This is a genomic window from Gordonia sp. 11cp (assembly GCF_057767225.1).
On sequence record NZ_CM173437.1, the window covers coordinates 366,949 to 387,378 of the forward strand.

Annotated in this window: 21 protein-coding genes and 1 riboswitch; of the genes, 8 read left to right on the plus strand and 13 right to left on the minus strand. The window is 67.6% G+C overall.

The window, feature by feature from the left end; translation table 11 throughout:
• Positions 1-381: 381 nt before the first annotated feature.
• Entirely contained in the window at positions 382-651 is a 270-nt protein-coding gene (locus AC3B6C_RS01475) for a DUF2277 domain-containing protein (protein WP_010840554.1), read from the minus strand.
• A 63-nt stretch (positions 652-714) separates the two neighbouring features.
• Positions 715-1,689, minus strand: a complete 975-nt coding sequence (locus AC3B6C_RS01480) for an NADPH:quinone oxidoreductase family protein (protein WP_488374657.1) — start codon at positions 1,687-1,689, stop codon at positions 715-717.
• A 50-nt stretch (positions 1,690-1,739) separates the two neighbouring features.
• Between AC3B6C_RS01480 and AC3B6C_RS01485 the strand changes: the two genes are divergently transcribed.
• The gene (locus AC3B6C_RS01485) at positions 1,740-2,438 is read left to right on the plus strand and encodes a class I SAM-dependent methyltransferase (protein ID WP_010840556.1); all 699 of its coding nucleotides are present in this window, start codon (positions 1,740-1,742) and stop codon (positions 2,436-2,438) included.
• Positions 2,439-2,465: 27 nt separating this feature from the next.
• On the opposite strand, the gene AC3B6C_RS01490 is transcribed toward AC3B6C_RS01485, so the two are convergent.
• From AC3B6C_RS01490 to AC3B6C_RS01500, 3 genes are read right to left on the minus strand one after another with little or no spacing between them, the layout of a single operon-like run.
• Positions 2,466-3,221: an SDR family NAD(P)-dependent oxidoreductase gene (locus tag AC3B6C_RS01490; protein ID WP_488358149.1), complete on the minus strand. Its 756-nt coding sequence runs from the start codon at positions 3,219-3,221 to the stop codon at positions 2,466-2,468.
• Positions 3,218-4,171: an alpha/beta hydrolase gene (locus AC3B6C_RS01495; RefSeq protein ID WP_488374658.1), complete on the minus strand. Its 954-nt coding sequence runs from the start codon at positions 4,169-4,171 to the stop codon at positions 3,218-3,220. The genes AC3B6C_RS01490 and AC3B6C_RS01495 overlap by 4 nt, the downstream gene beginning before the upstream one ends.
• Positions 4,168-5,544, minus strand: a complete 1,377-nt coding sequence (locus AC3B6C_RS01500; protein WP_488374659.1) for a flavin-containing monooxygenase — start codon at positions 5,542-5,544, stop codon at positions 4,168-4,170. Before AC3B6C_RS01500 ends, AC3B6C_RS01495 begins: the two co-directional genes overlap by 4 nt.
• Positions 5,545-5,721: 177 nt before the next feature.
• Between AC3B6C_RS01500 and AC3B6C_RS01505 the strand changes: the two genes are divergently transcribed.
• The 6 genes from AC3B6C_RS01505 to AC3B6C_RS01530 all read left to right on the plus strand — a co-directional run bounded on the left by AC3B6C_RS01505 (position 5,722) and on the right by AC3B6C_RS01530 (position 10,740).
• Complete coding sequence (locus tag AC3B6C_RS01505) at positions 5,722-6,366, plus strand: TetR/AcrR family transcriptional regulator (protein WP_488374660.1); 645 nt, start codon at positions 5,722-5,724, stop codon at positions 6,364-6,366.
• 76 nt (positions 6,367-6,442) lie between these two features.
• Entirely contained in the window at positions 6,443-7,300 is an 858-nt protein-coding gene (locus AC3B6C_RS01510; protein WP_014927930.1) for an LLM class F420-dependent oxidoreductase, read from the plus strand.
• Between the two features lie 30 nt (positions 7,301-7,330).
• Positions 7,331-7,426, plus strand: a riboswitch (TPP riboswitch).
• Complete coding sequence (locus AC3B6C_RS01515; protein WP_488374661.1) at positions 7,414-8,124, plus strand: TenA family protein; 711 nt, start codon at positions 7,414-7,416, stop codon at positions 8,122-8,124. It overlaps the preceding riboswitch by 13 nt.
• Complete coding sequence (locus AC3B6C_RS01520) at positions 8,109-9,137, plus strand: ABC transporter substrate-binding protein (protein ID WP_488374662.1); 1,029 nt, start codon at positions 8,109-8,111, stop codon at positions 9,135-9,137. The genes AC3B6C_RS01515 and AC3B6C_RS01520 overlap by 16 nt, the downstream gene beginning before the upstream one ends.
• A gap of 5 nt (positions 9,138-9,142) precedes the next feature.
• Positions 9,143-9,922 (plus strand): ABC transporter permease, encoded by a 780-nt coding sequence (locus AC3B6C_RS01525; protein WP_010840564.1) that lies wholly within the window; start codon positions 9,143-9,145, stop codon positions 9,920-9,922.
• Complete coding sequence (locus tag AC3B6C_RS01530) at positions 9,919-10,740, plus strand: ABC transporter ATP-binding protein (protein WP_488374663.1); 822 nt, start codon at positions 9,919-9,921, stop codon at positions 10,738-10,740. The genes AC3B6C_RS01525 and AC3B6C_RS01530 overlap by 4 nt, the downstream gene beginning before the upstream one ends.
• Positions 10,741-10,759: 19 nt before the next feature.
• On the opposite strand, the gene AC3B6C_RS01535 is transcribed toward AC3B6C_RS01530, so the two are convergent.
• The 4 genes from AC3B6C_RS01535 to AC3B6C_RS01550 are packed head-to-tail and all read right to left on the minus strand — an operon-like array spanning position 10,760 to position 15,512.
• Entirely contained in the window at positions 10,760-11,815 is a 1,056-nt protein-coding gene (locus AC3B6C_RS01535; protein WP_010840566.1) for a prenyltransferase, read from the minus strand.
• 25 nt (positions 11,816-11,840) lie between these two features.
• Positions 11,841-12,572, minus strand: coding sequence for a class I SAM-dependent methyltransferase (locus AC3B6C_RS01540; protein ID WP_010840567.1), 732 nt, complete (start codon positions 12,570-12,572; stop codon positions 11,841-11,843).
• Positions 12,559-13,833: a glycosyltransferase family 4 protein gene (locus tag AC3B6C_RS01545; RefSeq protein ID WP_044508152.1), complete on the minus strand. Its 1,275-nt coding sequence runs from the start codon at positions 13,831-13,833 to the stop codon at positions 12,559-12,561. Before AC3B6C_RS01545 ends, AC3B6C_RS01540 begins: the two co-directional genes overlap by 14 nt.
• Positions 13,834-13,835: 2 nt before the next feature.
• Positions 13,836-15,512 (minus strand): FAD-dependent oxidoreductase, encoded by a 1,677-nt coding sequence (locus AC3B6C_RS01550; protein WP_014927937.1) that lies wholly within the window; start codon positions 15,510-15,512, stop codon positions 13,836-13,838.
• A gap of 100 nt (positions 15,513-15,612) precedes the next feature.
• On the opposite strand from AC3B6C_RS01550, the gene AC3B6C_RS01555 reads away from it, so the two are divergent.
• A complete protein-coding gene (locus tag AC3B6C_RS01555) occupies positions 15,613-16,440 on the plus strand; it encodes an acyl-[acyl-carrier-protein] thioesterase (RefSeq protein WP_014927938.1) in 828 nt (275 codons plus the stop codon).
• 15 nt (positions 16,441-16,455) lie between these two features.
• On the opposite strand, the gene AC3B6C_RS01560 is transcribed toward AC3B6C_RS01555, so the two are convergent.
• The 4 genes from AC3B6C_RS01560 to AC3B6C_RS01575 form a co-directional block, all read right to left on the minus strand.
• A complete protein-coding gene (locus AC3B6C_RS01560) occupies positions 16,456-17,007 on the minus strand; it encodes a DUF3558 domain-containing protein (protein ID WP_488374664.1) in 552 nt (183 codons plus the stop codon).
• Positions 17,004-17,891, minus strand: coding sequence for a DUF3558 family protein (locus AC3B6C_RS01565; RefSeq protein ID WP_488374665.1), 888 nt, complete (start codon positions 17,889-17,891; stop codon positions 17,004-17,006). Before AC3B6C_RS01565 ends, AC3B6C_RS01560 begins: the two co-directional genes overlap by 4 nt.
• A gap of 203 nt (positions 17,892-18,094) precedes the next feature.
• Entirely contained in the window at positions 18,095-18,289 is a 195-nt protein-coding gene (locus AC3B6C_RS01570) for a hypothetical protein (RefSeq protein WP_014927941.1), read from the minus strand.
• Between the two features lie 396 nt (positions 18,290-18,685).
• Positions 18,686-20,323: a hypothetical protein gene (locus tag AC3B6C_RS01575; RefSeq protein ID WP_488374666.1), complete on the minus strand. Its 1,638-nt coding sequence runs from the start codon at positions 20,321-20,323 to the stop codon at positions 18,686-18,688.
• Positions 20,324-20,430 lie beyond the last annotated feature (107 nt).

Consider the following 20,430-nt stretch of genomic DNA (forward strand, 5'->3'; position numbering starts at 1 on the left):
ATTTGCTTGTCGGCTTCTGATGGCCGTGCTACCAATGATACAGGGAAACGGGATTTGTAACATCCATTCTCGACCGCGTCGGAATCGCGCATGTTGCGATTCATTCGACGATTGTCTCGCTCTCCCGACGGCCGTTGACGTGCTGTTACGCCGCGGCTTCCATCCTCCGTCGAATTCGAAACGAAAGCTGGAAAAACCATGCTGTCAGCAATCTTCTACGCAATCGAGGCCTTCGACAACCTGCTCTGGGACATCGCGGAAACAATCGTCACCGGAAGCGACGAAGCCGCCGGGTCGTAGATTCCTCTGCGAGCCGAAATGGTTCAGCAGTAGGTATCGCCAGGCGATACCTACTGCTGAACCTGTATGCAGGCCGGGGGTTCAGCCTCGGGCGGCGATACGCGCCTGGACCTCGGGGCGCCGGAGCGGGGGCACTGTCTTCGGCGGCTGACGACGCTCCGGCAGGACGTCGAGGAGTGTGCGCGTGGCAGCGGTGACCGCGGTGACCGCCGCCTCGAACGCCTCGGCGTTCGCCGCCGACGGGTGGCGGACCCCGCTCACCTTGCGCACGTACTGCCGAGCGGCCGCCTCGATCTCGTCCCCCGTCGCCGGCGGTTCCAGTCCACGGAGTTCGGTGATGTTGCGGCACATGGCAGATCCCTTCGGTCGGATGCTCGTGAGGGTCGCCGCCGGGACCGCACTCAGGTGGGGACCTCAGTCACCGATCTTGACGACCGCTTTGCCCAGGATCCGCCCTTCGGCGAGATCGGTCAACGCCTCGGGCAGCTGATCGAGCGTATAAGTCACGTTCACCTGGGGTTCCAGGCCGTCGGCGATCATCTGCGACAGCTCCTCGTGCAGCTTCGCGGGCAGATTCAGCTCCGGGTGGGTGCGCACGTATTCGCCCCACGCGGCACCGACGACCGCGATGTTGCGGAACAGGACCCGGTTGAGTTTGACGGTCGGGATACCGCCCGCCGCGAAGCCCACCACGACGTACCGGCCGTCGGGCGCCACCTGCCGCAGCGCCTCGTCGAACACCTCGCCACCCGACGGGTCGATCATGACGTCGACGCCCCTGGGGACGATGTCCTTGAGCTTGGTGCCCCATCCCTCCTCGAGCTGCACGATCTCGTCGGCCCCGGCACTGCGCAGGAGTTCCTCGGCGCCCTTGCGGTGCACGATGGCGATGACCCTCGCGCCCATCGCCTTGGCGACCATGATCGACGCGGTCCCGACACCGCCGGCGGCGCCGAGCACGCCCACGACCTCACCCGGCTGGGTGTGTGCCCGCGTCTTGAGCGCGAACAGCGCGGTCTGATAGTTGATCCCCATCGCCGAACCCTGCTCGAAGGTCAGCCCTTCGGGGAGCGGGAGGAGCTGTTCGGGTGCGGCCGCGACCTGCTCGGCGAATCCGCCGACGATCGACGCCACGAGGACCTTGTCCCCGACCGCGACCGACGACCCCTCGGGTGCCGAGCGCACCACGCCGGCGACCTCGGTGCCGGGGGTGAACGGGGTCGGGACGCGCAGCTGGTACTTGCCCTGACTCATCAGCACGTCGGGGAAGCACACGCCGCACGACTTCACGTCGACGATCACCTGACCGTCGGCCGGCGTGGGGTCGGGGACGTCGGTCAACTCGAGTCCGGAGGGTCCTGTCTCTGCGGTGAGCACCTGAGCTTTCATACGGCTCACCCTACGCGGCGACCCTCACACACCCGATAGGATCTGGTGCCATGTCACAACCCGCGGCACCGTCGCCCAACGCACCCTCCACCGACCGCCTCCGCGTCGCCGACGAGGCACCCGGATTCATGCCGCTCGACGAGGCCCAGACACTCTTCGAGATCGCCGGAGAGTATCTCTCGCAACCCGATTCGACGAAGGTCGGCGTGGAGATCGGAACGTACTGCGGGAAGTCGACCGTCTTCCTCGGTTCGGCCGGCGAGGCGCACGACGCCGTCATCGTGACGGTCGACCATCACCGCGGCTCCGAGGAACACCAGCCCGGCTGGGAGTATCACGACGAGTCCCTGGTCGACGCGCACACCGGAACACTCGACACGTCGGCACGGTTCCGCCGCACCATGTTCGACGCCGGGCTCGAGAACACCGTCGTCGGACTGCTCGCGCCGTCGGCTGTCGCCGCGAAGATCTGGGGCCGCCCGGCCGACTTCGTCTTCATCGACGGCGGGCACAGCATGGAGGCGGCGCAGACCGACCTCGACGGCTGGGCGCCGTGGGTGCGGATCGGTGGCGCGCTGCTCATCCACGACGTCTTCCCCGACCCGGCCGACGGCGGTCGGCCACCGTATGAGATCTATTGCCAGGCGCTGGAAACCGGGCAGTTCACGGAAGTTCGCGCCGAAGGCTCTTTGCGTGTCCTCCGCCGCGACTCGGGCGAGGTCGGCGCGCCACTGGCACCGAAGGTCTGACACCTCGGCGAGCAGAGGGGCGCGGTACTACCCCTCCCCGGCCAGCGCGCGCACCTTGCCGAGCACGTCGGGGTAGCGCTTAAGGTGCGCACCACCGTTGACGTCGAAGGCGGCACCGGTGATCCAGCGCGCCTTGTCCGAGGCGAGAAACGTTATCGTGTCGGCGATCTCGGCGGGTTCCCCGCTCCTGCCCAGCGGGGTGTTGTCGAGATAGTCCTCGGTGAGGCCCGGCACGAAGCCGATGCCCTCGGTCAACGGCGTCATGACCAGTCCCGGCGACACCGCATTGACCCGCACCCGACGATCCGCGAGCTCGAGGGCGGCCACTTCGACGAGCATCAGCACACCGGCTTTCGACGCGCAGTACGCCCCCATGCCCGCGCCCGGCTGACGCCCGTTGAGCGACGCGACACAGATGATCGACCCGCCGTCGGCGATCCGGCGTCCGGCATGCTTGATCACGAGGAACGTGCCGGTGAGGCAGGTGTCGACGGTGTTTCGCCACGCATCGAGTTCGAGTTCGGTCAGTGCACCAGGATTCGACAGACCGGCGCAGTTCACCACGGTGTCGAACTCGCCGGCATCGGCGAAAGTCGCTGCGACCGAAGCCTCGTCGGTCACGTCGAGGTGCACCGCCGCCACCCCGTCGCGCGCGGCCGCGACCTGGTCGGCACGTTCGGTGTCGCGGTCGGCCACGATCACCTGCACACCTTGCTCGACGAACGCGTCGACCGTGGCGAGACCGATGCCGGAGGCACCCCCGATCACAATCGCCCGGCTCATCGCGTCCCGGTCCCCACGACCTCGGACCTCGACACCAGATGCCTGGTCAGGAAGCCGATCTCGTGTGCGACGCATGGTTCGAAGTAATCGTTGCCCGCAAAGACGTCGAAGTGGTCGCACGGGTAATGGCGAACCTCGGCGCGCGCCTTGAACGCGGTCTTCGACGCCGCGTGCGGCGGTGCGGCGGAGTCGAAGTCGGCGATCTGGAAGAGCACCGGGGCATGGACACGGGTGGCGTACTTGTCGACCCGGAACGATCCGATCTCGAGCCCGACCGATGCGTCGACCTCGTTACGCCACGACGGCCCGGCGATGGCGCGATAACTCTCCAGGAACCCGGGCGCGGTCAGCGCGGCACCCACGTCGCCGGGTTCGCCGACGACCCGCATCATCTTGGGCGCGCGGCCGAACCGCCGCGCCACCAAACTGGCCACCGCGGTGGCGGTGGATCGGGCGATGGCCGCCCCACCGACCTGCGCATAAGCGACACGACCGGCAGCGAGACCGTTGACCAGCGGGACCACCGCGATGACCGCGACCACGTCGGTGCGATCGGCGGCGACGGTGAGCGCGTGCCCGCCGGACTGGGACACACCCCAGAGGATGATCCGCTCGGGATCCGCTCCCGGCTGCTCGCTGGCCGCGGTGACCGCCGCGCGATAGTCGTCGGCCTGGCGTTCCAGTGAGATCTGTTGTCGCGGATCACCTCCGGACAATCCGAAGCCGCGGTAGTCGAACGCGAGGACCGCCAGACCGGCGGCCGCGAAACGCTGTGCGTACGGGGCCAGGCCCGAGTCCTTCGTCCCGGCGAAGCCGTGTGCCATGACGACGACGGGGCGCTTGCCGTCGATCTCGAATGCCGACGACTCCGCGCCCGGGAAGAACCAGGCATCGCATTCGGCGTCGGTCGAGCGGAAACGTACGGTGGTCGCGCCGTCGGGGGTGCTCATGCGGAGACTCCCTTCGTGACCAGGTCCGCGGTGATCCCCGCCCAGGTCGGCGGCCCCTGCTGCCGGGCACGGCGGATGCCGGCCGGGATCTCCTTGGTCCGCATGTTGTGTTCGTAGAGATAGTGATCGAGCTGCTGTGTGTGTCGCGGCCGGTCGAGCATGTGCCCCGTGTAGTACTGCATGTCCGCCTCGATCGTCTGTCGCATCTCCGGCACCGAGGGAAGCCGGTAGTGTCCCGTCGCGTAGGCCCCGATCAGCCGCGCCTGGCACTCCACGAACGGGAACAGGGTCGGAACCGCCTGTGCGAACCCGGCGAAGACGAGGTCGTCGATCCCCGGGTAGAACATCCGCTTGTAGAGGTCGATCCGGTTGTCGGGCGCACTGATGAAGTCCGGGTCGAAGAACGGGAACGTGATGTTGTACCCCGTCGCGTAGATGATGATGTCGAAGTCGTCGGCCGTCCCGTCGTCGAAATGGACCGTGGACCCGTCGAATCGACTGATGTTGGGTTTGGGGATGACATCGCCCGACCCCAGGCGTAGCGGCAGTTCCACCGACTGGGTCGGATGCGCCTCGAAGAACTTGTGATTCGGCGTCGGCAGGCCGTAATCCTCTGGGCGGCCCGCGGTCACCGGCTGCATGACCTGGACGAACTTCCGCTGCCAGGACGTGGGCAGGTACGGCGTCGACCGGTAGTACTTGTCCGCCGGTTTGCCGCCGAAGTACTTCGGCACGATCCACGCACCCGACCGCGTGGAGAGGGTCAGCTTGTTGTCCAGCGCCTTCGACGACAGTTCGACGGCGATGTCGGCCGCGCTGTTGCCCAGCCCGACCACCAGGATGCGCTTGCCCGTGAAGTCGTGCGGGGTACGCGGATCGATGTAGTGGTGGGCATGCATCTCGATGCCGTCGAAGTCGCCGGGGAAGTCGGGCCACCGCGGATCCCAGTGATGACCGTTCGCCACCACCAGCAGGTCGAACCGTCGACGTTCGCCGTGCTGGGTCTCCAGTTCCCAACCGCCGCCGTCCAACCGGGCCGCGTGCTCGATCCCGTTGGTGAACTCGATCGACGAGTACAGATCGAAGGCCTCGGCATACGAATCGAGATACGCCTTCACCTGGGTGTGGTGCGGGAAGTCGGGGTAGTCGTCGGGCATCGGGAAATCCCGGAACGACAACTGATGCTTCGAGGTGTCGATGTGCAGCGACCGGTAGGCGCTGCTGTGACCGTTCGGGTTCCCGAACGCCCAGTTGCCGCCCACCCTGTCCGAACTCTCGAAACAGGTGTACGGGACGCCGTAGTCGGTGAGCATCTTCCCGGCGGTCAGCCCGCTGATTCCGGCGCCGATGATCGCGGTTGTTGGTAAAGGCACACTGCCCCCTCGATGGACCCGCTGTGGTCACGATGTGGATGTAGACACAATCTGATTTGTGTCTACACGACGGGACGTATCGTGTACACAGAATCCGCGAACTGTCTACGACGTATCTGCTTCCCACCCCGAGCGGACACCCGGACACACGGCGCGCGACGACCCCGAACGCAGGAGATGCCGGTGACCGAAGCCTCGACCACGACGGTCCACGAGCGGTTGCTCGACGCCACGCAGAAGTTGCTCGCGGACAAGGGCATCCGGGCGACCACCATGCAACAGGTCGCGGAGTCGGCGGGCGTGTCCCGCGCGTGGCTGTATCGGCACTATCCGGACAAACCGTCCATGATCGGCGCGACGATCGTCCGCCTGACCGAATCGTTCTGGCGCGACGCCCGTGCCGAGCTCGACGCCATCGGCGACCTGGCCGGCCAGCTCACCGCCGGGGTGCGTATCGGTCGAGGCGCCTACGACGACCCGGGCACGCTGCTGTTGAGGCTCCGCACCGAGGAGCCGACCGAGTTCGCCGAATGCGCGGGCGTCGGCGTCGTCAAACTGATCCCCGACCTCGCGGCGTTCTGGCTCCCCTTCGTCGAGCAGGCCGTCGACCGGGGCGAGATACACCCCGCGCACGATCTGCGCGAGGTGTCCGAATGGGTTGCGCGCGTGCTGATCAGCCTCGGCACCTCGCCCGGCGAGGCACTCGACATCGACGACGCCGCGCAGATCCGGCGTCACCTCGACCTCTTCGTCATGCCGGCGCTGTCCACACATCCGCGTGATCGAACGGCCGGCGCCCACCGGCACCCCTGGCCTGAGTGACGCCGATCACCTAGACTGGTGTCCAGTCAACCGTCCGGATCGTGCGGACGACCGAACGACGCCGTCGGAGGGCCACATGGATTTCGGGATCGTGCAGTTCACCAGTGACCGGGGGCTCAAGCCCCATGTCCTGGCTCCGCTCATCGAGGATGCGGGGTTCGCGTCGTACTACGTCCCCGAACACGGACACATTCCGACGCGACGCGACGCCGCACACCCCCGCACCGGCGACGAGACCCTTCCCGACGAGCGCTACATGCGCACCCTGGACCCCTGGACGTCACTCGCCGCCGCCGCAGCCGTGACCGAACGCATCCGGCTCGCCACCGCGGTGGCGCTGCCGGTGCAGTCCGACCCCATCACTCTCGCCAAGACCATCGCGACGCTCGATCACATCTCCGACGGAAGAGTCACTCTCGGTGTCGGATTCGGCTGGAATCTCGACGAACTCGCCGACCACGACGTGCCGCCGAAGCGGCGGCGGACCATGCTCCGTGAATACCTCGAGGCGATGACCGCTCTCTGGACGCAGGAAGAGGCCGAGTTCGCCGGCGAGTTCGTGAACTTCGGCCCCAGCTGGGCGTGGCCCAAGTCGACCCAGTCGCACATCCCGGTGCAGGTGGGCGCGGCGGGCAACGAGAAGAACTTCAAGTGGATCGCGCGCAGTGCCGATGGGTGGATCACCACCCCCGGCGAGGAGGACATCGAGGGATCGGTGTCCCTGCTCAAGCAGATCTGGTCCGACGCCGGCCGCGACGGCGAGCCCGAGATCGTCGTGCTCGACTTCCGGCCGGTCCCCGAGAAGCTCGAGAAGTGGCGCGAGATCGGGGTCACGACAGTGCTGTACGGCCTGCCCGACGACTCGGTCGAGCGCGCGACCGGATACCTCGCGAAGCTGGCCGGCAAGCTGGGCATCGAGCCCGCGGTCGTCTAGGCCCCCTGCTCCCTTCTGCTAGCCTGGTTCCGTTCTGACACGGGGTGCTCCGCGACCGCGGGGCTGAGATGAGACCCGAGAACCTGTCCAGGTAATGCTGGCGAAGGGATGTCATGTCTTTGCGTACGCTTTTGTCCGATACCGGCCGCTTCACCGATCAGCTGTGGGACCACACCTCCGGCCTGAGGGCGGCGATCGACGATCTCGAGTTCCTGCGCCGCCTCGGGGACGGGACGTTGCCCCTGGAGGTGTTCCGCACCTACCTGGAACAGGATTCCCTGTACCTGGCCGGGTACTCGAGAGCACTCGCGATCCTGGCGTCGAAGTCGCCGGATCCGCAGACCGCGGCGTTCTGGGCGAATTCGTCGGCAACCGCGGCCGCCGTCGAGGTCACCCTGCACGGCGACCTGCTCGAGGGAGGCCAGTTGCCGCCGCGGCAGGGTGAACCCGAGCCGTCGACCGCCTGCCTCGGGTACGTGTCCTATCTGATCGCCACCGCCGCGACCGAGTCGTACGCGGTCGGCGCGGCCGCCGCACTGCCCTGCTTCTGGATCTACGCCGATGTCGGCCGAGGACTTGCCGCGAGCGCCGCCGCGGTTCTCGCCGCCGACCCGAACCATCCCTATGCACAGTGGGTGACCACCTACGACGCCCCGGAGTTCCAGGAGTCCGCCGCTCGGGCAAGGGAATTGGTGGATGCGGCAGCGGCGTCCGCCGGCGCGGACGAGCAGGCCGCGATGACCGCGGCGTTCACCGTCGCCACCCGGTACGAGCTCATGTTCTGGGACACCGCGTTGCACCCCTACGCATGGCCCGCCGCATGATCGGCCGCGTGCACCGCACCCTCGCCGGGTTCGTCGTCGCGATCGCGGTGTTGTCGACAGCCACCGCGTGCGGGTCGGACTCCGCCTCCGACGACACCATCCGATTCGCGCTCGACTGGACCCCGAACACCAACCACACGGGACTGTTCGTGGCGCAACAGCGCGGCTTCTTCGCCGAGTCCGGACTGGACGTCGAGATACTGCCCTACAACAACACCGCCGTCGACACCGTGGTGGACGCGGGGAACGCCCAGTTCGGGATCAGCACCCACAACTCGTCCACCTTCTCCCGGGCCTCGGGCGCGCACACGATCTCCGTGCTCGCGCCGCTGCAGCGATGGGCGACGGGTATCGGGGTTCGGGCCGGTCGTGACGACATCGCGAGCCCGAAGGACCTCGACGGCAGGACATATGCCGGGTTCGGCGACCCCGGCGAGGAAGAGACCCTCAAGCAGGTGATCCGGAACGACGGCGGCACAGGAGATTTCACGTCGGTGACCCTCGGCACCTCCGCGTACGAGGCCGTCTACTCGGGGCGGGCGGACTTCACCGTCTCCTACCTCGCCTGGGAGGGCATCGAGGCCGAGCATCACGGAACCCCGATGAAGTACTTCCACTACACCGACTTCGGATTCCCGGAGGCCTACGCGATCGTCGTCGACGCCAACGAGGACTGGCTGGCGGAGAATCCGGAGCGTGCGGCGAAGTTCGTACGGGCGCTGCAACGCGGCTACCAGGCCGCGGCGGACGACCCAGACGCGGCCGCACGCGACCTCATCGAGGCCAACCCCGGCGCGTTCAACGACGAACAGCTGGTGATCGAGAGCCAGCGGATGCTCGCCGACCGGTACATGAAGGATGCCGACGGCAAGGTCGGCACGCAAACGCTGGAACAATGGGCCGGCAACTCCGGATTCCTCTACCGCAGTGGACTTCTCACCGGTCCGGACGGCGCTCCGCTCACGGCCGAACCGGACTGGTCGACCTACTTCACCAATGAGTACCTGGGCTGAGTGCCGTGGCCCCGCCCGCTAGCACCGGTCTCCGGCGGGCGGCACCCGCGATCGTGACGGTGGCGGCCCTCGTCGCGGTCTGGCAGATCTACGTCGAGCTCAGCGGAATCCGGCCCCAGCTCCTGCCGTCACCGTCGCGTGTCGCGGAGCAGGGGTGGGCGCACCGGAGCGAGATCGGGGTGCATGCCGCGGCGACTCTCCAGGTCACACTGATCGGATTCGGGGTGTCGCTGGTACTGGCATGGGTGCTGGCGATCATCGTCGACTTCTCCCCCGTACTGCGCCGGGCGTTCGTACCCCTGTTCGTCGCGTCGCAGACGTTGCCGATCATCGCGATCGCGCCGCTGATGGTCATCTGGTTCGGATTCGGCGTACTGCCCAAAGTCCTGGTCATCGCCCTGGTCACCTTCTTTCCGATGGCGATCGGGCTGATCGAGGGATTCGCGGCCGCCGACCGCGAGGCCGGCGCACTCCTGCGGAGCATGGGTGCCACTCGCCGCCAGATCTTTCGCTACGTCCGCCTCCCCTCCGCGCTGCCCCGGTTCTTCACCGCGCTGCGGATCGGCATCACCTACGCGGTGGTCGGTGCCGTGTTCGCCGAGTACGTCGGCGCCACGCAAGGGCTCGGCATCTACATGAGCCTGCAGAAGAACTCGTTCCGCACCGACCTCGTGCTCGCCGCGGTCCTGGTGACGGCACTCGTCAGTGTGTCCCTCTACCTGCTGACCTTCGCGGTCGAACGGGTCGTCGCACCGTGGGCGCGAGCCGAGAAGGCGCCGTCATGACCGACGAGACCCGCCGGCTCGTCGTGGACCGGCTGACGAAATCCTTCCCTCAGCCCGGCCGAGGTCGTCCCCGGCGGCATGTCCTCGACGCGGTCTCGTTCACGGCCGAACCCGGCGAATTCGTCTCCGTCATCGGGCCGAGTGGATGCGGCAAGAGCACGATCTTCAGCATGCTCGCCGGGCTCGACGTCCCCGACTCGGGCAGCGTCACCGTCGGCTCCGACACCGCAGTGGCCGGGCACTGCGCGTACATGCCGCAGAAAGACCTGCTGTTCCCGTGGCGCACGATCCTCGACAACACGATCCTCGGCCTCCAGGTGCACGGTGTGTCGACAGCCGAGGCCCGGCGCCGGGCCGCCGAACTGTTCCCCACCTTCGGACTGTCCGGGTTCGAGGACGCGCGTCCGTCTCAGCTGTCCGGCGGGATGCGGCAGCGGGCGGCACTGCTCCGCACGGTCGTGCAGAATCGCAATCTCCTGCTGCTCGACGAGCCGTTCGGCGCGCTCGACTCGCTGACCCGGACCGAGATGCAGTCGTGGCTGCAGTCGGTGTGGCAACGCTACCGCTGGACCGTGCTGATGATCACCCACGACATCCGTGAGGCCGTCTACCTCTCCGACCGGGTGATCGTGCTGTCCGCCCGTCCGGCGACCGTCGTCCGGGAAACACGCGTCGACCTCCCACGACCGCGGGAACTGGCGGTTCAGACCTCCCCCGAGTTCGTCGCGCTCGAGGGAGATCTGCGTGAAGTGCTGCACGACGAAGCGCGTCGGGCCCTCGCCGAGCAGACCGACCCGCGCTTGTCGATCGAGGAATGATCTTCCGAGCGATGACCGATCAGGGCGTCGGTGCCACGAGCCTCTGCCGCACATCCCGGAAGATCCCGTTGGCCACACTCGTACGGCTCACCGCGTCGGCCGCCAGCACGACCGCCGCCGAGGTCCAGCAGCTCTTCTCCACCGGCCAGCGTTTGCCGTCGGCGAAAACCAGTCCGGTCCAATACGATCCATCGGGGTCGCGCAGGTGCTGGATGGACGCGATGAGCTCGACGGCGTCGGCGGTGTCGCCGAGCGCATCGAGTGCCAGTGCGAGTTCACATGTTTCGGCGCCGGTGACCCACGGACGGTGGTCCACGCATCGAACCCCCTTGCCCGGCACGACGAACTGCTCCCACCGGCGAGCGATGAGCTCCTGACCGTCGCGACCGCGGACCGCGCCGCCGAGGATCGGGTAGTACCAGTCCATCGAGTGTTCGGACGGCGGGGTGAAGATCTGCCACTCGTCGCGCGCGACGTCGGTACGGATGGCGTCGCCGAGCACACTGTGAGCCGCGATCCAGGCGTCGTCGGGCTGGTCCATCTCCCCGGCGATCCGGATGGCGCAGTCCAGGGCCTGGAAGATGCTGGCATTGCCCGTGATCAGCGCCTCCCCGAACATCGCCCCGGTCCGGTGGTCGCCGCCCCAGCGGAACGCACCGTCGTCTCGCTGGAAGCGGAGCACACAGTCGATCGCCGACCAGACCACCGGCCACATCTTCTGCAGGAAGGCGTCGTCACCGGTGATCAGGTAGTGGTGCCACACCCCGACCGCGATGTAGGCGCAGAAGTTGCTGTCGGTGCCCGCGTCCTCCACCTTGCCACCGACGGTGCGGATGGGCCACGAACCGTCATCGCGCTGTTTGCGGCGCGACCACTCGTACGCAGCCTCGGCCTCGGCGTGAAACCCGGTCACCGACAACGCCATCGCGGATTCGATGTGGTCCCACGGGTCGGTCTGACCGCCCGGGAACCAGGGCAGTGCCCCGGACTCTTCCTGCATGCCGACGATCGCGGCACCCGTGGCGTGCATCTCGTCGGCCGTGACCACACCGGGGACCGCCGGAGCGGCCGTCATGGAGCTCCCGTCCTGGAGGGCCCGGTCATGAAGACGCGGTGGCGGTCTCGGGCTTACGCAGGTAGAGGGCCACCGACTTGCCGATGAGCGGGTTGAGCACCTGCTCCCCGACGCGGGTCAGCCACGGCTTGCTCATCATGTCCCAGACGAGCAGCTGGTGATAACCCTTCACCAGGACGTTGTCGTTGTTCTCGACTCCCACCGCGCATTTCAGCCACCAGTACGGGGCATGCAGGGCGTGGGCGTGGTCGGTGCCGGTGACCTCCAGTCCGGCGCGGCGCAACTTGTCCGCGAGCTCGGAGGCCTTGTAGATGCGAACGTGCCCACCCTCGACCTCGTGGTACTCGTCGGACAGGGCCCAGCACACCTTCTCCGGCCAGTACCGGGGCACGGTGACCGCCGCGACGCCACCCGGCTTGAGCACGCGCACCATCTCGGTGATCGCGCCTTCATCGCTCGGGATGTGCTCGAGGATCTCACTCATCAGCACGACGTCGAAACTGTTGTCCGAGTACGGGAGACGAAGCGCATCCCCGACCTCGGCGCGAGCCTTGGCCGACGCGGGCACATGCCCTTCGGCCATCATCGCGTCGAACATCTCACCGACGTCGGACATGTCGCTCTCGGACATGTCGAATGCGATGACCTCAGCGCCGCGACGGAACATCTCGAACGAGTGCCTACCCTGCCCCGCCCCGATGTCGATCGCCTTGGTCCCCGGTCCAACGCCCAGCCGGTCGAAATCAACTGTGAGCACTCACTGTCCCTTCTGTTGCCCGCCGGTGTCCGGCGAGCACGGTTTCGTAGTGCGCCGCCGTCTTCGCGGCCACCGCTGCCCAGCTGTAGTTCTCCTCGGCGCGGCGACGACCGCCGTCACCGAGTCGCGTCCGCAGGTCCGCGTCGTCGAGGAGCCGGCCGATGGCCTGGGCCAGACGTCCGGAATCCCTCGGCGGCACCAGCAATGCGGCCTCCTCGGCGGTTCCGACGACCTCCGGGATCGCGCCGGCCCGGGTGGCGACGAGCGGCGTGCCACAGCTCATCGCCTCCACCGCGGGCAGCGAGAAGCCCTCGTAGAGCGAGGGCACGCACGCGACCTCGGCAGAAGCGAGCAGACCGGCGAGCTCGGTGTCCTCGAGTCCGGACACCACCGTGACCCGATCGGAGATCGCCAGGTCCTCGATCATCTCGGCGGACGGACCGTTCGGGTCCAACTTGGACACCAGTACCAGTTCGACGTCGCGCTCGGACGACAGCTTGGCGACCGCCTCGAGGAGGTAGGACACGCCCTTCAACGGAGCGTCGGCACTGGCGACACACACGATGCGACCCGGCACCCGCGTGGCAGCCGGCGTGAAGATCTCGGTGTCGACTCCCAGCGGGATCGTCGTGATACGGCCCGACGGGATGTCGAATGCCTTGCGGATGTCGACCTCACTGCTCCGGGAAACGGTGAGCAGCTCAGGGATCCGGCGGGACACGCGACCCTGCATGCGCAGGAACGAATGCCACCGCCATGCGCTGATCTTGCGCCATCCCTTGGCCGCCTTCACCGCCAGCGTGCGGTCGCGCGTGATGGGGTGGTGGATCGTCGCGATCAGCGGGAAACCCGCCTTCTGGATGTCGAGCAATCCGTAACCGAGACACTGGTTGTCGTGGACGATGTCGAAGTCGTCGCGACGCTCCTTGAGGAGACGGGCCACCCGGAGGCTGAAGGTGAGCGGCTCGCCGAAGCTCGCCGTCCACATCGAACCGACCTCGAGGACGTCGATCCAGTCGCGGTACTCCGACGGCCGGGGCGTGCGGAACGGGTCCGGCTCGTCGTAGAGTCCCAGGCTCGGCACCTTGGTGACGGTGACGCCGGCATCGATGGCCACCTGATCCAGTTCCGGATAGGGCTGACCCGAGAAGATCTCGACGCTGTGGCCCAGGAGGGCGAGTTCGCGGGAGAGATGGCGGACGTAGACGCCCTGTCCGCCACAGTGCGGCTTGCTGCGGTAGGACAGCAGTGCGATGCGCACGGTCACCGCGCCCCGGCGGTGGCGGCCGCCTCGAACTCGGAGACACTGACGAACTTCGCGCGCACCCGGCCGGCGGCCTTGCCTGCGGACTTCTCGGCCGCGTCGATCGCCTTCCACCCGGTGAGATCGATGCGGTTGGCACCACGATCGGCCACGAGGGCGTCGACATCGTCCCGAGAGGTCGACGGATCGTCGAAGGCCGCGGCGACGAAGTCGGCGATGACCGCCTGCGCGGTCTCCTGGCCGCAGATGCGGTTCATGCCGATACCCCCCGTCGCCCCTCGTTTGATCCATCCCGTCACATAAAGGCCCGGCATCACCTCACCGCCTGCCGCGGTCTGGACGCGCCCTTCGCTGTTCGGGACCACGCCGTGTCCCTCGTCGAAGGGCAGGTCTGTGACGGGCACACCGCGGTATCCGATGGCCCGGAGTACCAGGCCGGTCTCGAGGTCGAAACGCTCGTCGGTGGGTGTCACCGCGACTTTCCCGGTCGCGTCGGCGTAGGCATTGCGCACGCAGGTAAGACTAGCCACTTCCCCGTCACCGGCAATTTCGACGGGAGACGCGAGGAACCGGAACACGATGCGCTTGTTCCCCTCGGTCTGCGGCCGCTCGGCGAACTCGCGGGCGAGCCGGATCTTGGTGGCGATCGTCGAGTCGAGCGTGTCGTCGGACAGCGCCGCCTCGGTGGCCGGGTCGAGGACCAGCTCGTCGGGATCGATGACCACGTCCACGCCCTCGACCTCACCGAGTGCCAGGAATTCGCTGTTGGTGTAGGCGGCCTGCGCGACACCGCGGCGACCGAGCAGCACGACCTCGGAGACCTTCGACTCCCGCAGTTTCGCGAGTGCGTGATCGGCGATGTCGGTCTTGGCGAGCTCGTCGGGATCGGTGACCAGGATGCGTGCGACGTCGAGCGCGACGTTGCCGTTGCCGACCACGACCGCCCGCTCACCGGACAGGTCGACGTCGAGTTCGGCGAAGTCGGGATGGCCGTTGTACCAGGCGACGAACTGCGTCGCGGCAACCGAGTTGGACAGGTCCTCGCCGTCGATGCCCAGCCGCTTGTCGGTCGAGGCACCCACCGCGTAGATCACCGCGTGGTAGCGCGCCACGAGTTCGTCGTGGCTGATGTGCTTGCCCACCTCGACATTGAGGTAGTACGAGAAGTTCTTCTTGGCCGCGACCGAAGCGAAGGTCTTCTCCACGCCCTTGGTGGCGCTGTGGTCGGGTGCCACCCCGGCGCGTACGAGTCCGTAGGGCGTCGGCAGGCGATCGAACATGTCGACCTTGATGCTCGGCTTGCGGACGAGTTCCTCGGCGGCGTAGAACGCGGCGGGCCCGGCACCGACGATGGCCACGTGCAGTTCCTTGTCGGGCAGCGGCGGCGCCTTGCGCGGCGGGACGAGCCCGCCCTCGACGTCGTGGTCCTTGTAGTAGTCCGCGTTGATCTGCAGGTACGGCTCGTCGCGCGCCTCCAGCTGATCGTCGGGGATGATCGCCTCCACCGGGCACTCGTCGATGCAGGCACCGCAGTCGATACACGTCTCCGGATCGATGTAGAGGGCCTCCGCCGTCAGGAACTCCGGCTCGTCGGGCGTGGGGTGGATGCAGTTCACCGGACACACGCTCACGCAACTGGCATCGTTGCAACATGGGCGGGTAATCACATGCGCCATCTGCTGTTTCCTCGTGATCCGACACGTAGAACGTGTTCTATTTTTTCGATTGAATGTATCTTAGCTGCAAAGATACCGGCGACCTACCGAAGGGACTCGAGTGAGCCAGGTTACGCCAGCAGTGTCCGGTGCATCACTTCCGGACCGCAAGCCTGGATCCCAGTTCTACGAGGTGGGATATCGGGTCCGCACCGGCGACGTCGACCAGGACATGCGGGTGCGGCTCGACGCCGTTGCGCGATACCTCCAGGACGTGGCCAACGACAACATCGAGGCCACATCGTTCGGTGACACCGATCCGTTCTGGATCGTCCGGCGCACCATCATCGACGTCATCGAGCCCCTGACATGGCCGGCCGCGGTCACCGCGCAGCGCTGGTGCGGCGCACTGTCGACCCGCTGGACCAACATGCGCGTGCGCCTCACCGCCGACCACGAGACGAACCGGTTCAACCCGCGGCCTCGCCCTCCGGGGCTGATCGAGACCGAGGCGTTCTGGATCAACGTCAACGAGAAGGGCATGCCGTCGCGGCTGTCCGACGAGGCGTTCTCGATGCTGTCCTCGATGACCGACGAGCACCGCCTGCGCTGGCGGTCGATGAACCCGGAGAAGGCCCCCGACCCCGCCGAGATCGACTTCCCCGACCGCGAACACGTTCTGCGGATCACCGACTTCGACCCCTTCAAACACCTGAACAACGCCGCCTACCTCGAGGCGATCGAAGACGAACTCGTCGAACATCCCGACCTGGTCGACGGTCCGCACCGCGTGGTGATCGAGTACCTGCGGCCCATCGTGCCCGGCACCCGGCTCATCCTGCGGCGGGTGCGCGAGGGCGACCGGCTGACCGTGTGGCTGATGATCCCGGGTACCGGCGACGAACTCGTGGTCGCGGCCAGCGTCGTCGTCGGGCCGATCCCGGAGTGATGGGTTTCGACAGGCTCACTGACCGCCCTGGAGCAGTAGCTCCATCAGTTTGATCGGCGCCTCGCACGGGTCGCCCTGGGGCGCACCGCGGGGCTCGACGAACCAGGTGAAGATGCCGCGGCTCGGCGCCCTGGCCGTCACCCCGCAGACCCCGGGACGTTCGGGGCTGCGCTGGGTGAATGCCGACTGACTGGCGACCTTGATGTTCTCGGTCTCGAAGCCCAGCTTTTTCGCCGTCTCCTTCTCGACGTTGACGTTGCCCCACTCGAACCAGTTGAACGTCACGCTGACCACGTCGGTGGTACCGGAGACCAGCCAGCGGCAGATGGCGCCGCTGAAGGAGCGCTCGGCGAATCCGCCGCCGGCGACGACGTCGGCGATCATGGCGTCGGGCAACACGTCGCATTCGAGCAGCAGGCGGTCGAACTGGTCGGTGTCGATGTCGCTGCTGCCGGACTGGTCCGCGGCACCCACGGGCACCGGCTCACCGTCGACGGTCCGTGCGCACCCGGCGAGGACGGACAGGCCCACCAGCACGGCCGCGATCAGGACGGCGAGCCGCTTCATGACGCACGCTCGATCGACAGGGTCGCCAGTTCACGCGCGGCATCGCAGATCTCTTCGATCGGTCGCGGTGTCGCGGCGTCGCCCCGGATCGACCACTCGAAGAAGTCCGCACCGAAACCGATGCCGACCTCACAGATCTGACCTGACTGCGTGTGGCCGATGAACCCCTCGTGACCGTCGATCTCGAGTTTGTCGGTCACGTCGCGCGAGAGCTTCACGTTCGCTTCCTCGCGACCGATCGGCGACCCGCGATACCAGTTGAACGAGGCGACGGCACCGGTCCTGGAACCGGTCGTGTCCCATTCGCACACCGAGGTGTTGTTCACGGTTTCGGTGAGCCCACCGAAACCGGTGATGCGGACGACCTCGTCGAGGGACACCCCGCCGCATTCGCCGAAGAACGGTCCGGAACCTGCCTGCGCGGGCGCCTCGGGCGTGTTCGGCTTGTTCGGGTCGGCCGTCGGCTCGTCGCCGGAACATGCGCCGACGACAAGCGCGACCGCGGCCAGCGCCGCGACGAGGAAGGTGCTGTCGCGCAGCCGGTCCAGCTGGCGCCGTTCACGTTTCGTCGGCCGGCCGGCACCCCGGTCGCGACGCGGCTGACTGGCCAGGATCTCTCTGGGCGGGGGTGGCGGAGACCGGTCGATGAAGCACTCCGCGGCCATCGGCGCGGACACCCGTTTGCTGATCGTCCGGGTGACCTCGACGATGCGCTCGTGCCCGGCGAGCCGCACCCGGATCTCGTCGCCCGGCACCACCGGCTGCGCGGGTTTGGCGGTGACCCCGTTGACCCGGACGTGCCCGCCACGGCAGGCAGCGCCCGCAGCCGACCTCGTCTTGGTCAGTCGGATGGCCCAGATGTAGGCGTCGACGCGGGTGGACACGATCAGCCGCCCAGCCGATTCGTCCCGAACGCGAGAACACGTCCGGCCGGAGCGTCTCGACCCGGTTCAGCGACCACGACGCCGACTCCCTTCACCGCTCTCCTCGACCCGTTCACCGCGCTTGCTTGGCGCCGGCGGGACTCATTGCGCACCACTGTAGCCGCGACGAATACCTCGACGCGGGCTCCGAACGGGCGACACCGTCAGCGCTTGCGGGTCAGCAGGTATGCACCCCCGCCGACGGCGAGGATGAGGAACAGGATCGCCAGAAAGGTCTGGTCGAGCAACAGCAACGCCGCGAACACGGCGATGCCCGGGGACACCGCGACCAGGCTCATCACCGGGTGCTCGCGCACGACCTCCGACACCGCTCTGCTCTTGTCCCGATCGATCGCCATGAGGCCCTCCCTGGTCGGTCGCCCCGCCCGCCCTGCACAACCGGCCCGGGGTCGTGTGCCCAGCGTAGTCCCGTCCGAGGGCGGAACCGTTGCGCTGAAGCATGTCGCCCGAGTTGTTGCCGCCTGAGGAGCGAGCTTCACGCTCTGCTCCCTGAGGTGCGAGCTTGCGAGCGTCACGCCCCGCTCCTTGAGGAGCGAGCTTGCGAGCGTCACGCTCTGCTCCCTGAGGAGCGAGCTTGCGAGCGTCACGAAGGGTTTCGCAGCCTCGGTCGCCAGACCCTTCGTGACGCGCCCTCCGCAAGCTCCGGGCGCTCCTCAGGGAGCAGGGCCGGCCAGCGGGTCTGTGGTTCTTTCGGATTAGGGAGCAGGGGACTCGTCGCTAACGCTCCTCACACCTCAGGGAGCAGAGGACTCGTCGGCGCTGCCCGCGTCGACGTCGCCCGCCTCCGTGCTGTCGTCGTCCGTGGTGTCATCGTCCGGGCTGTCGGATTCCGGAGCGTGCGACTCCCCCGCGCCGCTGTCGTCGGAGGGTTGCGGCGTCCGGTGCCTGCCGACGTAGCTGTCCTCGTCTGCCGCGCGGTGCTTGCCGACGTAGCTCTCCGCGTCGACGGCCTCCGGGCCGGCCGCCGCCTCGGGCGTGTCGTGCGACGCGATGCTGACCCGTTCGACAGGCGCCTCTTCCGCCGAACGGCTCGCGGACACCAGCGTGTTCGACGCACCGGTGTCGATCGGATCGGTCGCGGGCAGACCGAACGGGAACTCGTACGCCGGGATGCGGATGGCCGGGATGAACTCGCCGGTGTCGAGCTGACCCAACTCGATGACCGGCAACCCGAGGCGATTCGGCCGGAGCTCGCCGTTGACCTCGACCAGCGGCCGGAAGGTGACCGTCGAACCCAGCCAGTCGACCGTGATCGGACCGGTGAATCCGTAATCGCTCGTCAGCCGGAGGAAGTTGCCGCTGAACAGATCGTGGTCGCCGCCGATGCTCAGGCGGGCGAAGTCCTTGGAGAGGGACATCCAGTCGCTGTCGAAGTCGATGCCGGAGCCGCTCAGGATGCCGGCGAGCAGACCCTCGAGGACCTCCGCACCGAGGCCACCGAGAACCCCGCCCGGATCGGCGATCAGTGCCGTCGGATCGGTGAGCGCGAACTGCAGTTCGCCATCTGTTTGCTGGTAGCGGAAGTCGAATGTGCCCAGCACATTCGCACAGGCCCCGACGCCCTCTGCATAGGCGCCGGTGAGTCCGCCGTAGCAGCCGACGCCCGTGACACCGGGGATTGTTCCGATCTTCTCGCCGAGGACAGTGACGTCGAGCGGACCGGTGTTCCATGCATGGGCCATCCCGATCAGCGCGAACGACCTCGCCGTCCGTCCGTCGCTCGCACCCGCGGTCGCGATGCTCAACGGGAGGTAGGACGTCGCGCTCGCGTCGCCGCCGCGGTAGGCCAGCGCGAACTGGAAGCCGTTCCCGGCGACCGTCGCCGAACCCTCGGTTGCGGGGCCGTCGATCATCGTCGGCGGCAGATCGATGCCGAGCCGGCGGATGATGTCCCCGAGGACCGACCCGGACAACCCGTCGAACACCTGCTTGACCGGATCGTAGACGGCGACGGGTACGACCTCGATGCGGTCGGGCAGGACGACGGCGAGTCCGATGCCGCCGTACTCCGTGCTCGACGCAGAGCAGTCGGCCCCGTCCCGGACGGCGCCGGACATGCAGCTCTGGATCCGCCACTGCTCCGCGATGTCGGCGAGGGCGCCGTTTCCGATCGTGGTCACCAGACCTCCCAGCGGATTGGCACTGTCGAAACCGTTCGACCAGTTCCGCAGGTCGTCGATCTCGGACGGGATCGCCGGGACCAGCGCCGCGTCGGCCACCGCCGGTTCCGCCACCTGCCCCGCGCCGATCGCGGCGACGGTCGCCAGCGCCGCCGCCCCCGCGATCGCGCGGTGTTGCCGCCGCTGCGTCCGGTTCTCGCGTCGTGCGACCTTGTCCGATCGTCGAATCCCGTTGCGCCCCACCCTGGTCATCCGTCCCAACTCTCTCTCCCCGACCGCCCGAGCTGAGTAAGTGAATCATCACGGTCGGCGACCAGAGGTCAGATCGGTGGAAATGGCACGAGGCGGCCGTTCTGGAC

Bases quoted from the DNA above. Each gene is read 5' to 3' on its own strand.
- AC3B6C_RS01475 (WP_010840554.1), bottom strand. From the start codon at position 651: ATGTGCCGCAACATCACCGAACTCCGTGGACTGGAACCGCCGGCGACG.
- AC3B6C_RS01480 (WP_488374657.1), bottom strand. From the start codon at position 1,689: ATGAAAGCTCAGGTGCTCACCGCAGAGACAGGACCCTCCGGACTCGAG.
- AC3B6C_RS01485 (WP_010840556.1), top strand. From the start codon at position 1,740: ATGTCACAACCCGCGGCACCGTCGCCCAACGCACCCTCCACCGACCGC.
- AC3B6C_RS01490 (WP_488358149.1), bottom strand. From the start codon at position 3,221: ATGAGCCGGGCGATTGTGATCGGGGGTGCCTCCGGCATCGGTCTCGCC.
- AC3B6C_RS01495 (WP_488374658.1), bottom strand. From the start codon at position 4,171: ATGAGCACCCCCGACGGCGCGACCACCGTACGTTTCCGCTCGACCGAC.
- AC3B6C_RS01505 (WP_488374660.1), top strand. From the start codon at position 5,722: ATGCCGGTGACCGAAGCCTCGACCACGACGGTCCACGAGCGGTTGCTC.
- AC3B6C_RS01510 (WP_014927930.1), top strand. From the start codon at position 6,443: ATGGATTTCGGGATCGTGCAGTTCACCAGTGACCGGGGGCTCAAGCCC.
- AC3B6C_RS01515 (WP_488374661.1), top strand. From the start codon at position 7,414: ATGTCTTTGCGTACGCTTTTGTCCGATACCGGCCGCTTCACCGATCAG.
- AC3B6C_RS01520 (WP_488374662.1), top strand. From the start codon at position 8,109: ATGGCCCGCCGCATGATCGGCCGCGTGCACCGCACCCTCGCCGGGTTC.
- AC3B6C_RS01530 (WP_488374663.1), top strand. From the start codon at position 9,919: ATGACCGACGAGACCCGCCGGCTCGTCGTGGACCGGCTGACGAAATCC.
- AC3B6C_RS01535 (WP_010840566.1), bottom strand. From the start codon at position 11,815: ATGACGGCCGCTCCGGCGGTCCCCGGTGTGGTCACGGCCGACGAGATG.
- AC3B6C_RS01550 (WP_014927937.1), bottom strand. From the start codon at position 15,512: ATGGCGCATGTGATTACCCGCCCATGTTGCAACGATGCCAGTTGCGTG.
- AC3B6C_RS01560 (WP_488374664.1), bottom strand. From the start codon at position 17,007: ATGAAGCGGCTCGCCGTCCTGATCGCGGCCGTGCTGGTGGGCCTGTCC.
- AC3B6C_RS01570 (WP_014927941.1), bottom strand. From the start codon at position 18,289: ATGGCGATCGATCGGGACAAGAGCAGAGCGGTGTCGGAGGTCGTGCGC.
- AC3B6C_RS01575 (WP_488374666.1), bottom strand. From the start codon at position 20,323: ATGACCAGGGTGGGGCGCAACGGGATTCGACGATCGGACAAGGTCGCA.